We start from the raw sequence: 14,776 nt of genomic DNA, 5'->3' as shown, positions 1-14,776 counted from the left end.
ATGACATTACTTCAATTATATAAAAATTCAAAAATTACAATTAGTGCAATTCTCATATTATTTGCGTTTAGTTGTGGTTCTAACAAAAGTGTTATAGCTTCTGGTGTAGCTAGTGATAAGCTTTCTGCAAAACAAGTGATAAAGCAACATCAAAAAAGTGATGCTGATTTTAAAACCATGCAAGCTAAAGTTAAGATTGAATTGATTCAGGGTGATCAAGAACAAGCACACACCTTTAGTCTTAGGATGGAAAAGGATAAAGTGATTTGGTTAAGCGCACCAATAGGAATGGCTCGCATGATGATTACACCAGATAAAGTTAGATTTTATAACAAATTAGATAATGAATATTTTGATGGTGACTACAAATTATTAAGCGATGTAGTTGGTATAGATCTCGATTTTAAGAAAGTTCAAAATATCCTATTAGGTCAATCAATTTATAATCTTAAAGATGAAGCACATGGCGTTTCGGTTAACAATAATTCTTATGCACTTCAGCCAAAAGATCAAAATGCACTTATAGAATTGTTTTATTTAATTAATCCATCACATTTTAAGATGGATAGCTTACAATTATATCAGCAATTAAAAAAAAGAATGCTTCAAGTAGATTATTCAACGTATCAAAAGGTTGATAAGCAAATACTGCCTCAAAATATAAAAATAATTGCTGTAGAAGATACAGACGAACTTGCCATAACAATGGAATTCAAATCTGTATCTTTGAACAATGAAGTTCGTTTTCCGTTTAATATTCCTTCAGGTTATAAAGAAATTGTAATTAAATAATGACTAAAACTCGTTTCTATACTATTTTAGTAATTGGACTTTTGTTGTCCACTTCTACCTTATTTGCTCAAAGCGATAAGCAAAAAAAATTAGAGCTTCAACGTCAGCAGGTTTTGAAAGAAATGAAGCAAATTAATGCGTTGTTGTTTACTAAAAAGAAAGAAGAAAAATCGGTTATTACACTTATTGAGGATATCAATGCTAAAGTAAATGTTAGAAAAAACCTGATTAGAATTACTAACGAACAAGCCAATCTTTTAACAAGAGAAATTAACACCAACCAAAAAGAAATTACAAGTCTTAGAACGCAACTACAAGAGCTAAAGGACGATTATGCAGCCATGGTTGTAAAATCTTATAAAAGTAAGTCTGAACAAAGTAAAGTGATGTTTTTATTGTCTTCAGATAATTTTCAGCAAGCTTATAAACGCCTGCAATACATAAGGCAATACCGAGAATACCAAAAAGAACAAGGTGAAGCCATAAAGACTAAAACCAACGAATTGCAGGTATTAAACATTCAATTATCTAAGCAAAAAGAAGATAAACAAAAACTCATTGAAGAAAACCGAGTTGCTAAACGTGAGTTAGAAGGAGAATTAAAACAGCGTGAAGTTTTAATGGCTTCCATTAAGACAGATATGGGCAAATTTGCCTCTCAGATTAAGAAGAAGAAGCAAGAAGCTGATCAATTAGATAAAGAAATTAATCGCTTGATTAGAGAGACTATTGCAGCCGCGAATAAAAAGTCGGGAACAACATCGTCTAAAGGGAAATATGTAGAAACACCAGAAGCAAAAAAATTATCATCTAATTTTGAATCTAACAGAGGTAAATTAGGCTGGCCAGTATCTAGAGGTGTTATTAAAGGAAAATTTGGTAAGCGTCGTTCTTTAACAGACAATGCAATTACACAAAACTACAAAAGTATTTATATTGCAACCGACACCAACTCTGATGTTAAGTCTGTTTTTAATGGTGTAGTTACTGCAATTCATGTTATGAAGAGAGGAAACCCAACCATTTTAATAAGTCACGGAAGTTACTTTAGTGTGTACATTAATCTTTCTGAGGTGCATGTTAAAAAAGGGGATAAAATAACAACAGGCCAAGTCATAGGAAAAGTGTTTTCTAATAAAGCAACAGGAGAAACACTATTAGGGTTCAGAATCTATAAAAATGATCAAGTATTAGATCCAGAACCTTGGTTAGCTAAGTTTTAAGTTACTACTCAAAAAGTGCTTTAAGTTCAGTAGCATCAGCAGGTTTCATTTTTCCAGCTAAAAGTAAACTCAATTGCTTACGCCTTAATGCAGCATCAAAACGTTCTATTTCTAGTTCAGTTTCAGGGACAAGCTCAGGCACTTTTACAGGATGCCCTGTTTCATTTACAGCAACAAAGGTATAAATAGCTTCATTAGCCTTAACGCGTTCGCCAGACTCTCTATCTTCAATCCAAACATCCATATATACTTCCATAGAAGAATTAAATGCTCTAGACACTTTAGCTTCAATCATTACCACACTACCTAAAGGTATAGCTCTATTAAAAGCAACATGATTTACAGAAGCGGTCACTACAATACGTCTAGAATGCCTTCTCGCAGAAATACTAGCTGCTCTATCCATACGAGCCAACAACTCACCACCAAATAAATTATTGATAGGATTGGTTTCACTTGGTAACACTAAATCGGTAACTATAGTTTTAGACTGAAATGCGGTTCTTGATGGCATAAGGATTATAAAATTTGTGCAAAGATAGAGCCATTTTTAGAATGAATGCGCAACATTATTAGTTAAAAAAATTCAAGTACAAAACAATGAAATAGCACCTTTAAAATGAAAACAAGGCCATCCGTACAATTAAATATAAATTGAAGACATTTGAATCGAAAAAATAATCCTAATTCTTAAATAAAGTAGAAAAACAAATATTGTAAGAAAATTACTTAAGCGCCTTAATTAACAACCAAGCATCACGGTTGTGCTCACGACGAATTTTATAAAGCTCGTCCTGTGCCTCCGCTCTTGTTGCGTAACTTCCATATACTACCTCGTGCAACCCATAACGATTAGCACCAATTTTACGTGCTTTATAGCCTTTACTTCTAAGTTGACTTACCTTTTTATCAGAATTAGCCTCCACTCTAAAAGCACCAGCAACAATATGGTAATTACCACTCTGCTTTTCTAAAGATAAGGTCGCAGCAGGTAATGGATTACTAATAACAAAAGTAGCTTCTTGCACCTTAGCATCGAGTTGCTCGTTAGCTTGCTCTTGTGCTAATTGGTTGTGATTTTCAATAGAATTGTTGTTGTAATAAGTCACAGCACCAAAACCACCAAAACCTAGTAAAAACACAGCTGCAGCAGCGTATTTCATCCAATTACGATTAGCACGTTTTTCTGGAGTTAGTATAATAGGTGAGTTTACTTCAATAGACTCAACATTCTCTAAATAGATTTCTCTATTAACATCAACAGATTTAAAGTGTGATAAACCAAAAGCGTCTGTTAAGTAGTTTATTTGATTAGATGGATTAAATTGAATTTTCCCATCTGCATTTAACACCAACTCGCCAATATTTTTAAATTGAATAGTTTCCCCTTCAACCAAATACGACTTAATTGATTTTATATGCTTTGATATTTTATTTATAGCAGTTGTGTAAGGTATTTTTTCAACCTCAGCAATATAATTAGCTAACAAGCCATCATTTTGCTGCAACTGTTCATTAAAAGACAATGCTTTTTTTGGTGGATAAAACGTATCTGTAGATTCGTGTATTTTTGCCGATGTGCGTTGTGTTAAAAAGGCTCCAAATTCAGGAACAGTAACACAATCGTAACGGTATAAAAGGTCGCTAATGTAAGTCTCTAACTGCATATAGACGCAAAGTTAGAAATTTTTGTTTCTGAACAAAATTAAGTCTGACTTAGTTATTAACATCAAAAAAAAATAGTCCTCTATGTGATTGATTTTCTTAGAATTTCAAGTAAAAAAATATTGAATATTATTTTTTTAAGAGGATACGCACCAAAAATTGTAGATGCTTATGCACAATTCTCTAACCATTGAGATTATCCACATTAAAAATTAAATAATTATATTCGTAAATAGATGATTAATATCTTCAAGTACTTAATTTTCAATGACAGACCAACAACTTATTTATGCATTAGCCTTACAGCATGTGCCCAAAATTGGTGCAACAACAGCCAAAAAACTAATTAATCATTGTGGATCTGCAGAAGCGGTTTTAAACGAAAAAAAAGTGAAGCTTTTAAAAATTGATGGGATTGGAACCATCACAATACAAGGTCTTTTTGATAAAAACCATCTCGAAGAAGCTGAACGCGAATTGAAATTTATAAAAGATAACAACATTATTGCGCATTATTTTACTGAAGACACTTATCCTGAACGTTTAAAACACTGTATTGACGGTCCGATTGTATTATTTCAATCTGGTAATATTAATATAAAACAACAACGTATCATTAGTATTGTTGGTGCTCGAAAAATCACCACAAGTGGCATTGCGTTTTGTGAAAAATTAGTAGAAGCTTTATCGCCATTTAACCCCATAATTGTCTCGGGCTTTGCCTATGGCACAGACATTACAGCTCATAAGGCAGCTGTAAAACAGAATTTACAAACTATTGGCTGTTTGGCACATGGCCTCAATCAGATTTATCCTAAAGTGCACAAAAAATACATGGCAGATATTGAAAACCATGGAGGGTTTTATACTGATTTTTGGAGTACAGATACCTTTGATAGAAATAACTTTTTAAAACGAAACCGAATTATCGCAGGACTTAGTGAAGCTACAATAGTTATAGAATCTGCCGAAAAAGGAGGCAGTTTAGTCACAGCTGATATTGCTAATTCTTACAATAGAGAAGTCTTTGCTGTTCCAGGAAGAACTACTGATAGCCAAAGTGTGGGTTGTAATAATTTAATAAAATTTCAGAAAGCCCATTTACTATCCAATCCGTTAGATGTGCCTTATATGTTAAATTGGGAATTAGAATCTGACAAAAAAACAGTAGTTCAACAACAATTATTTGTAGAACTAGAACCCGATGAAAAAATTATTTATAACTTTCTAAAAGAAAATAACAAAGAGTTGTTGGATGTCATTGCCATTAAATGTGAAATGCCAACGTATAAAATAGCAGGTATTTTATTGAACATGGAATTGAAAGGTGTTGTAAGACCTTTACCAGGAAAACTGTTTGAGGTTATTTAACAATACAACGATAAAAACCACTTTTGATACAGAAAAAGCTTACAAGCGAATGTCGTTTTTATACTTTTGTGAGCTTATAGTAGTGTTTGGGTTTATGAAGTATTTTTATGTTATCTGTTTTTTCTTATTTCAGTTTAATTTAGTTGCACAAAATCAAGAATTATCAGTTTTTACTTGTGGTGAGTTAGAGGATACTAGTCAGACGGCTCAATCAAGAAGCTCTTTTCATACAACGGATAATCCAGATAATATTTTTGTAGATCGTTTTGGTAATGAAAAACAAAAAAATATAAACCCTAATATTGCTGGTCAACAAAGGGCATTACCCTTAGCTCCAGATTATATTAGCCCAGAAGGTTTGTTTGCAATTTATTTAACAGACCTTATTACCGACAATAGCATCCAAGATTTTAATAGTAATTCCGGTTATAGAAATGTCATTGCACAGATTTTTGCAGATTTAGAGCAGATAATTATAGAAAATCCATCAACAGGTGTTACAGAGCCTGTAAAGATAGAGTTGCAATCCATGTCTGTTAACAGTGGTGTATTGGCATCAGCATCTTCATATTATGATTACTTAGGTGCTGCAGCAGGTACCATTGTAGAAGGTGAAGTATGGAAAGCTATTAATTCGGGATTTAATGATCCTGATAACTGGGATGGTTTAATACGAGTTAACTTTTTTCATTCTTGGTACAGCGACTTTAATAACCCTTCTGGAATTACTGGAACAAATACATTTGATATGTATGCTGTGTTATTGCACGAGATAATGCATGCTTTAGGTTTTGCTTCAGGTATAGACGAATTAGGAAACCCAAAAAATGGAAGGGCTTTTTTAAAATATGATAATTTACTGCATACAGATACAAATGATGATTTGATTGTATCTACAGGATTAGACTGGAGTTTTAATAGTGCGGTCTCTATTAACACCATAACAAATGGCTGTCCAAGTACCTCCGAAATAAGATTAGGAGATAATAATTTACCTGTTCATTCACCACAGGTTTTTTCTAATGGATCAAGTTTAAGTCATGTAGATTTAAATAATGACTGTAACTATCCACTTAACGATTTTATAATGGCATATGCCATTGCTGCTGAAACTTCAAGAAGACCGCTCTCTCAAGAGTTTGATATTCTTTGTAGTTTAAATTATAATCTATCAACTCAATTTGGAAATAATAACATCATTGAGTTTGGAAATCCTGCTATTATTACTGCTATAACCAATAACACTAGTAATGTTATCGCTTATTCAGGTTGTGAGGCTCAAGTTTTTGGAATCAATGATTTTGAAAACCCAATTACACAACCAACAGTTGAAAATTGCCAGGGAAATACATTAAATATCCTTGAACAAGATTTATTAAGTAATGATATATCTAGTCTTGGTTTAGCTTTAGAAGTTTCTAACTTAAGTTTAAATGGTAGTTTAATTACAACTTTTACAGGTGTTGCACCAAATAGAACTTTTATAATTACACCTAATTTTGTAGGAGATCTCCAGTTAATTTACCTACCAAAAGATACTAATGGCAATTTAGGAAATAACACTTTTGTAAACATTAAAGTGATAATGTGTCCAAATTTTGGATGTATAAATACAAGTGATTGTAATTTAATTTGTAACCCAGAAATTGATTTTTTAGATAACCCTTCTCGTTTTTGTATTTTATATGGACATTCTAGTGGTAACAATGTTAATACCATACCAGGATGGCGATTTAAGTTTGGAACAACGGAGTGGATGTTAGACGACAATAGCACATGTGACTCTTCTGGTTTAGGTTTCAGTATAGGTAGAAATACTACGTCTTTACCAAATACAGATCCATCTAGTGGAAGACTTAATTTTTATGGAAATCAGTTTCCTTATAATTCTGGTCCTAACTCAGCATTTGAATCCGAAAGTACTATGACAGCTGTTACATTACAACCCAATGTAAAATACCTTCTGTCATATCATAAAAGTGATGGTATAGATCCAGCCTATGTTGGCACAAACACACCATCTAATAATACGCAACCCAATATTGGTTTGGATGTTAGTTTAAGTGACAATGCTACAAATTATTACAATCTTTCATATGTACATGATAGAGACACACAGTTAATTACCGTGAGTAATACTGTAAACAATAATTTCTTCAATAATAGTACCTTACTTATTAATGATGATGCGATAGATTTTAATTGGTCTCAAACCGTGACTACATTTAATTCACCTTCAACCATAGATAATTCTAATTCGTTTTTAGTTTTTAGCCACGCCATAGGGAATAGTTATATTAATTCTGGTAGACCTTATGCGACCGCTCGAGAATATTATTTCTTGGCATTAGACAGAGTAGAATTAATAGAAGACCATTTACAAGATACACCAAATAATTACATTGTAGATTGTGGTGCCACCCAAAGCATTGGTATAGATTTATGCTCAGTCTCTAATATGCAATACGAATGGTGGGATATTACCAACGGAATTCAATTAACAGATTTAGATGATACTACAAGTATTTATACAGACGGCATATTAAATACACTACTAGCATCTGTAAATTATACCATAAATGCTATAAATAGCAATGGTTCTATAATAACACTAAGTAACCTTGAAAACTCAATAGAATTAGAGTTGCGCAGAACGTTTCCGGTGACGTATGTAAATACTACCACAACACCTGCGTCTACAGCCTTAAATAATATAAATGACCCTGATAATACGGTTACAGTCAATATTACAGTTTTAAATGAAGCACCAACAGATGCAACATTTACGACGACTTCTTTATCAGACTGTTTAGAATATACTTTTCAAGCTACTGAAACTTACGAAACTCATGAATGGGATTTTGACAATGATGGTGTAGTAGATGTTTCAGGTTCTGGTACTGATTTAGCAAACACCAACCCAAGCTATACCTTTCCTGGATCAGGCACTTATGTCGTAACACATATGGTATCTAATGAGTGTGGTAGTTTATCTTATCAAGAAAGTATTGTGCTTGCTTGTGGTTGTTCTAGTAGTACCACTTGGAACGGCACAACATGGAGCAATGGTAATCCAGATATTAATACAGAAGCCATAATTAATGGCAATTATGATACTCTACTTAACGGAAGTTTTAGTGCCTGTGAATTAGTTGTAAATGCAGGTGCGACACTTTTTATACAAAATGCAACCTATGTAGAAGTACAAAGCATAGCCTCTATCAGTGGAAATCTTTGGGTAGAAACTCATGGAGCATTTGTTCAGAATTTAGATTTAGAAAATGCATTTATTCTTAATCCTGGAGGTAATGCGCTTGTAAATAAACAGACCACTGTTGTTAATAATTGGTATGATTATACCTATTGGAGTTCTCCAATTGTGGATGAAACTATTGGTGATGCTTTAGATATTGCTCCAGCAAATAGACGTTTTTGGTACAATGCACAAAACTATTTAGATCAATATTTAGATAGTTCTAATAACACAATTCTTGGTAGCGATGATATTGATGATGATGGTAATGACTGGCAAATAGCAACAGCAGGATCGATTATGACTCCAGGTGTAGGTTATGCGGCAACTGTTTCTCCTATTGGTGTTTTCCCAGGTGCTTATCTAGCCACTTTTGAAGGTGCATTTAATAATGCTATTATAGAAACACCTATTTATGTTAATGGTTTGGCTACTGATAACGATTGGAACTTCATAGGGAATCCTTATCCTAGTGCTATAGATTTTGATAATCTATATGCATTAAACTCTGGTCTTATTGGTGGGTCTGCGTATTTATGGTCTCATGCTAGTCCTCCAGATAACAACAACGATGGTAATCAAGGTTTAAACTTTAATGCAAACGATTATGCCATTATTACTGTTGGCAGTGGTAATATTGCTGGTAGTGGTACTTTAACAGACAATAATATTCCTAACAGTGATAACACAATTCCTTCTGGTCAAGGGTTTTTTGTAAAAGGCTTATCTAACGGAACATTAACGTTTAATAATAGTATGCGTAAAGCGGATTTAATAAGTAATAATCAGTTTTTCAGAAATTCTAATACAACAAATACTAATAGATTGTGGTTAAACCTTACTACTGAAAGCGGTATTTTCAACCAAATACTTATCGCTTATGTTGATGGTGCTACTAGCGGTTTTGATGGTTTTTCTTTTGATGCCACTCGAAGTCTGTATGGTGGGAACACCTCAATTTTATTTACAGAAATTGAAAATGATACCAGAAGATTTGCGATTCAAGGGAAAAATCCAAGTGATTTAAATCTCAATGAAGTTATACCGTTTGCATATTATTCGGGAGTAGATGATACTACCGTTTACACTATTTCTATTCCACAATTAGAAGGAGGTTTCTTAACAAATAATACCATTTATCTACGTGATAAATTATTAAATGTAGTCCATAACTTAAATGCTGAACACTACAGTTTTTATTCAGAAATGGGAGAATTTAAAGATAGGTTTGAAATAGTTTTCAATTCAGAGAATTTATCGATTAAAGATAAGGAAATTGCAGCTATAGAAGTGTATCCAAATCCAACAACAAGTGTTATTCATGTAAAGTCTGAAACAACCATAAAATCATTACAGTTGTTTAATAATTTAGGGCAGTTAATTTTATCTAAACCTGAGGTCAACTATTTAGATCTTTCTAGGATTAGTGAAGGTATTTACTTTTTAAAAGTCATAGGCTTATATGGAAATACTAAAAGTGTTCCTGTTATAAAGAAATAGACACCTAATCGTTTAAAATAGATTACACCTTAGATAATATATTTCCCTGAAGCTTACATGAATTATATAAGCTTTTAGGACTTTCCTGCCCGACATCTAGTTTGTTTTAGATAAACACCATCTGTCTCATATTATAAAACCAATCTTTTTTATTAAATAGTATCTATAGGTTCGAGTTTTATAGTGTAAATACTATTCTCCGATTAAACAATAACAGACGTAGAAACTTAAAATAAAGAGCTCATTTTTAACAATATATAACTCTAGTGTTCTCTACTAAAATCACAACTAGAAATAAAATTTAACAATATTAATACCTATTATTTAATTATTATTTGTGCAAAAACCACGAAAAAATGTTTTAAAATCTGTCACAAAAAAGCTTTTTAACTGATTATTTATACGTTTTAACTGATTATTTGTTTTTTCATCGGATTTTTTTTCGCATATTTGTCACCCCTCAACAACCTAAATCAAGATCATTATACCAAATTAGCGTTTCTTGATAAAGCTGAATATAAAATATAACTACCCTACTTATGAAATTTAAAACTACTCGCACATTAAAGTGTCTTAGTTTAGTACAGTTCTTCGTTTTAACTATTTTATGTTTTAATGCAAATACTGCAACAAGTCAAACTGTAACCAACGTGTTTCCTACACGAGTTACAACTAGTAGTGAAGTTACTATTATTGGCACAGGATTTACTTCTGGTCTTGCGTCTAGTATTAGTTTGCCTAATATTAGCATAGGAAGCAAAACCTTTGTAAGTAGTACAGAAATGACTTTTGTAATAACAAGAAGTAATACTGAAGCTTCAGGTGACACTACAAGTACACTCTCTATTGGCTCAGCAACATTTGATTCGGGCGTTAATAGAAGTTTTAATTATGTTGGACCATCAAGTAAGTCCGTTACAGACAGCAGTACATATAGAGTTAGAGAAGTTTACACCACTTGGGACCAAAATAATAATGGTACTGGTTTCTGGGAATCTTCTGATTTTGTTTCTGGCGACACTTCTACTTGGCCAAATGATAGCCATGAACTATTAGGCTTTAAGATGAATTATGGCGGTAATGACATAATATTTTCTACGGGAGTAAACGACAACCTATTAGAAACAGAATTAGCAAGTTTAGGAGTAGATGTATCTGCCACTAGTACTGAGTATGTTAGTCAAGATTTTAAAGCCTATTCTACCAATGGTGTTAGCGGAAAACCTAACTCAAACAACTATATAGGTTTTGCAGATAAAATTGATGGTAGTACTGGTACTATAGTATTAAACAATACCGTGAGAAAAACCGTATATGATGTTATTATTGATGGTATAAAAGGTCTAGATATGGGTACAGGTATCGCTAACTTTAACAACCAAGCTGATATAAGATTTTATAGTGGCAACGGAGATATTGGTGCTGTTAATGATGGTGTTCCAGACCTGTTAATCACACAAATAGCACAACCTGGAGGTAGTGATGTGTATTATTATGCAGACGTTGATGGTAATGTGGTTGGAAGACCTGTTAAATTAGCTTTTATTAATAATAACAATAATAGATTATATCAATGGAAAGTAGATTTTTATAGATTAGATTATTCTTCTGGTTCAACATTCGAAACCGCTATACCAACCACCGCATCTTTTGGGAATGGACAAAACAGAGGTTTTAGAATGGCTGCTTTTAGCCTAGAGGATTTTGGCATTGATGGATCTAGCAATGGAGATATTACAGACATTGACAATATTAATATGGGAGCTGGTGGATCATCTGACATGGCTTTTATGGCTTATAACAAGGCTGCCTTCGACATTAAATCACCAATTATTAATGAGGCTCCAATTTCTAGGTTTGTTTGTAGATTACCAACAATTTCGGATCTCGTTTTTAATGTTGATGGAAATGTAGAAGCTCCTACTAGTGACACAAAAGAAACCATTCATTATAGATGGTTTAAAAATAATATAGATTTACTAAATGATGACTCTAATACCCTTACCATAGAAGCTGGCTTAACTGACGCTGATTTAGTAGATGTAAACTACAGAGTAAGAGTTGAAAATGGCTATGGAGCTGTAGATATACCTTTTACAATTAATAAAGGCGGTACACCGAGTTATTGGGATGGTTCAAATTGGGTATTACCAACTATATATAATGACATAACAATCAACGATGAGGATCGACATTTAATTTTTTCAGATGATTATAACGAAACTGTAGATTTGGTAGGCTGTGATTGTGCAGTCCCAGCAGGTAAAAGTGTTATTATTCCTTCCGGATCAACAATAACACTTTATAATGAAATCATGGTTGAATCTGCCATACCAGCAGGATTTGACGGAGATGGAAACGCTACAAATGCTTTACCTTCAGGTTCCTTTATTTTAGAAAATAATGCTAGTTTAGTTCAGATTAATGATGTCATAAATAGTGGTGAAATTAAGGTAGAACGAACGGTTAATAATTTACATGCATATGATTATGTGTATTGGTCATCACCAGTACTAAATTTTAATATATCTAATATACCTGGTGACTTAAAATATGAATGGCACACAAACGATACCAATGCAAATGGAACCCTTGGAAATTGGGTAACAGCAAGTGGTACAATGCCAGTAGGTAAAGGTTTCATTGCAAGAGCACCTTCTACAACCTCTTTTACAACAACATTTTCTGGCTTACCCAACAATGGAAATATTCCATGGACTGTGTATAAAACAAATAGTGGAACTCAAGATGTTAATGATAAACATTGGAATTTAATCGGAAACCCATATCCTTCAGCTTTAAATACTAATAAATTTTTAGCAGATAATACTACAATTGAAGGTAGTGTATATGTGTGGACGCATACTCAAGAAGCATCAGTTATTGAAAACCAACCATATTACGAAAATTTCGCTGTGAATTATGGAAACCAATATGTAACCTGGAACCATCTTGGAGGTTCAGATCCATCAGATGATTTTGATGGGAATATTGCATCTGGACAAGCTTTCTTTGTGCAAGTTTTAGAAGGATCTGCAGGTACATCATCGACCATTAATTTTACCAATAATATGCGCTATGATATTAACGAAAACAGTTTTGATAATTCTCAATTTTATAGAAGTTCAAATCAAGAAGAACAATTAGAAACAGAAAAACAACTAATATGGTTAAGCTTAGCCAATGAAAACAATACAGCTTCAAGTACTTTAATAGGCTATGCAGATGGAGCGACTGAAGGAAAAGATAGGCTTTTTGATGCTTATACTAACAATACAGGTCTCAATTTATATTCTTTAACCTCTCAAAATGAAAAATTAGCGATACAAGGACTCCCTTTACCATTTATAGAAACAAATACAGTACCATTAGGTTATAATTTAACCGAAAATGGAATTTATAAAATTGCAATTGGTAATGTAAAAGGAAGCCTGTTTGTAGATGAAGGCCAAAGTATTTATATAGAAGACACCAACACTGGAGTGATCCATAACTTAAGAGCATCACCGTATACATTTTTAGGGGAAGTTGGAGTCTCAAATGACCGATTTCTTCTTAGGTATACATCCTCATCTCTTTCTACTAGTGACATTAATAATTCTAACACTTTTGCTTATGTAAAAGATGGTATGTTAAATGTGACATCTGAATCTGATATAAAGGCCATTACAGTTTATGATTTAAATGGAAAAGAGATTGTCTTTTATAAATCTAAAGGACAAATTCGTAATATCAACGAAAGCTTTCAATTCTCTAAGGGACTATATCTTATTTCTATAACTTTAGAAGGTAATATTCTTGTAACAAAGAAGATTATAAATTAACTGTTTATAATGATTTCAATCTTAGTTTACTGTTATGGTTATATCTTTATAGTTAGACCTAAATAGTCGCTCTAATTTTAGCAACTATGTCCTCAACAGAAATACTACCAGCTGCGTTCTCATAACCTTCAGGAAATTTATTCCCATAAATCGAGGTAGGAATTAATGGGTACTGTTCTCTATTTGCTGTCAAAGCAAAATCTTTTGGTTGATTGAAAGGAGCAAAACCAGCAAAAGGGTGCGTTACTCCCCAAATAGTAATCACTTTTTTGCCTAACATGGCTGCAATGTGTGCATTACCAGAATCCATAGATAACATGAGATCTAAATTTGAAATGAGTCTTAATTCATCTTCTAAATTTAGTTTTCCTGCTACGGATTTCACATTGCTATATTCGGTTTCAAGCTGATTTAACACCTCAATTTCTCTTGCACCTCCACCAAATAAAATAACGTTATAACTTGTTGAAAGCTCAGAAATTACAGCTTTCATCTGTGCTATAGGATACATCTTACTTTGATGCGCTGCAAAAGGCGCAATACCTATAGTTTTATAGTCTTTATTTGAAATAAAAGCGTTTAAATTCTCTGATAAAGGTTTTAATTTTGAAAATGTAGGTTGCGATAAATCTACATAATAACCTAATGCTTCAAACACCTCAGCATAGCGTTGGTGTGTCGTTTTTAATTGCTGAAAAGATTGTCCGGATGTTAATGCTTTTTTTTCAGCTCTACCCTTATCTAATTGCACTACTTTTTTTCCGAAGAAAAATAATTTCAAGATTTTACTACGTAATACATTGTGTAAGTCTGCAACCGCATCAAACTGAAGCTTTTTTAATTCTTTAGAGAGTTTATAGAGTCCTAAAACTCCCTTATGTTCTCCCTTAAAATCAGCTTTATAAACAGTTACATTTTCTAAATCTTGAAAAAATGGTTTAAAAAAACCCCTTGTAACCACTGTGATTTTCAACTCTGGATATTGTGTAATGAGCGCTCGCAAAACGGGCACTGTCATCGCAACGTCTCCCATAGCAGAAAACCTAAGAACCAGTATATGTTTTGGTTTATTAGACATATTTTAGAACTGTCATATGTAGCAAAATTGAGACATCTCAAACGGAGATTATTCAATTCGTTTTATAATG

General features: G+C 32.8%; 8 protein-coding genes. 5 read left to right on the top strand and 3 right to left on the bottom strand.

The features are described from left to right. Both DFQ10_RS00870 and DFQ10_RS00865 read left to right on the top strand, forming a co-directional pair. Positions 1 to 792: a DUF4292 domain-containing protein gene (locus DFQ10_RS00870; RefSeq protein ID WP_115815542.1), complete on the top strand. Its 792-nt coding sequence runs from the start codon at positions 1 to 3 to the stop codon at positions 790 to 792. Further along, positions 792 to 2,015 carry a murein hydrolase activator EnvC family protein gene (locus DFQ10_RS00865; protein ID WP_115815541.1) on the top strand — a complete coding sequence of 408 codons (1,224 nt, stop codon included), beginning with the start codon at positions 792 to 794 and terminating at the stop codon, positions 2,013 to 2,015. The genes DFQ10_RS00870 and DFQ10_RS00865 overlap by 1 nt, the downstream gene beginning before the upstream one ends. A 4-nt stretch (positions 2,016 to 2,019) precedes the next feature. Here DFQ10_RS00865 and DFQ10_RS00860 read toward each other — a convergent pair whose 3' ends face one another. Both DFQ10_RS00860 and DFQ10_RS00855 read right to left on the bottom strand, forming a co-directional pair. Then, a complete protein-coding gene (locus DFQ10_RS00860) occupies positions 2,020 to 2,529 on the bottom strand; it encodes an acyl-CoA thioesterase (RefSeq protein ID WP_115815540.1) in 510 nt (169 codons plus the stop codon). Between the two features lie 211 nt (positions 2,530 to 2,740). Continuing rightward, complete coding sequence (locus tag DFQ10_RS00855; RefSeq protein WP_115815539.1) at positions 2,741 to 3,682, bottom strand: HU domain-containing protein; 942 nt, start codon at positions 3,680 to 3,682, stop codon at positions 2,741 to 2,743. A gap of 265 nt (positions 3,683 to 3,947) precedes the next feature. Here DFQ10_RS00855 and dprA point away from each other — a divergent pair, with 265 nt between their 5' ends. The 3 genes from dprA to DFQ10_RS00840 all read left to right on the top strand — a co-directional run bounded on the left by dprA (position 3,948) and on the right by DFQ10_RS00840 (position 13,628). Continuing rightward, the gene (dprA, locus tag DFQ10_RS00850) at positions 3,948 to 5,051 is read left to right on the top strand and encodes a DNA-processing protein DprA (RefSeq protein ID WP_115815538.1); all 1,104 of its coding nucleotides are present in this window, start codon (positions 3,948 to 3,950) and stop codon (positions 5,049 to 5,051) included. Continuing rightward, entirely contained in the window at positions 5,038 to 9,804 is a 4,767-nt protein-coding gene (locus DFQ10_RS00845; RefSeq protein WP_115815537.1) for a T9SS type A sorting domain-containing protein, read from the top strand. The genes dprA and DFQ10_RS00845 overlap by 14 nt, the downstream gene beginning before the upstream one ends. 539 nt (positions 9,805 to 10,343) lie before the next feature. After that, entirely contained in the window at positions 10,344 to 13,628 is a 3,285-nt protein-coding gene (locus DFQ10_RS00840) for a T9SS type A sorting domain-containing protein (protein ID WP_115815536.1), read from the top strand. A gap of 58 nt (positions 13,629 to 13,686) precedes the next feature. On the opposite strand, the gene DFQ10_RS00835 is transcribed toward DFQ10_RS00840, so the two are convergent. Continuing rightward, on the bottom strand, positions 13,687 to 14,706 hold the full coding sequence (locus DFQ10_RS00835) for a glycosyltransferase family 9 protein (RefSeq protein ID WP_245940572.1): 1,020 nt from the start codon (positions 14,704 to 14,706) through the stop codon (positions 13,687 to 13,689). Between the last annotated feature and the right edge of the window lie 70 nt (positions 14,707 to 14,776).

Source organism: Winogradskyella eximia (assembly GCF_003386165.1).
Classification (GTDB): Bacteria; Bacteroidota; Bacteroidia; order Flavobacteriales; family Flavobacteriaceae; genus Winogradskyella; species Winogradskyella eximia.
Note: the sequence above shows the minus strand (reverse complement) of the source record. Positions and strands in the feature narration are given on the sequence as shown.

Excerpts from the sequence above, each read along its gene's own strand:
- dprA (WP_115815538.1), top strand. The coding sequence starts at position 3,948 with ATGACAGACCAACAACTTATTTATGCATTAGCCTTACAGCATGTGCCC.
- DFQ10_RS00835 (WP_245940572.1), bottom strand. The coding sequence starts at position 14,706 with ATGTCTAATAAACCAAAACATATACTGGTTCTTAGGTTTTCTGCTATG.
- DFQ10_RS00860 (WP_115815540.1), bottom strand. The coding sequence starts at position 2,529 with ATGCCATCAAGAACCGCATTTCAGTCTAAAACTATAGTTACCGATTTA.
- DFQ10_RS00855 (WP_115815539.1), bottom strand. The coding sequence starts at position 3,682 with ATGCAGTTAGAGACTTACATTAGCGACCTTTTATACCGTTACGATTGT.
- DFQ10_RS00865 (WP_115815541.1), top strand. The coding sequence starts at position 792 with ATGACTAAAACTCGTTTCTATACTATTTTAGTAATTGGACTTTTGTTG.
- DFQ10_RS00870 (WP_115815542.1), top strand. The coding sequence starts at position 1 with ATGACATTACTTCAATTATATAAAAATTCAAAAATTACAATTAGTGCA.
- DFQ10_RS00840 (WP_115815536.1), top strand. The coding sequence starts at position 10,344 with ATGAAATTTAAAACTACTCGCACATTAAAGTGTCTTAGTTTAGTACAG.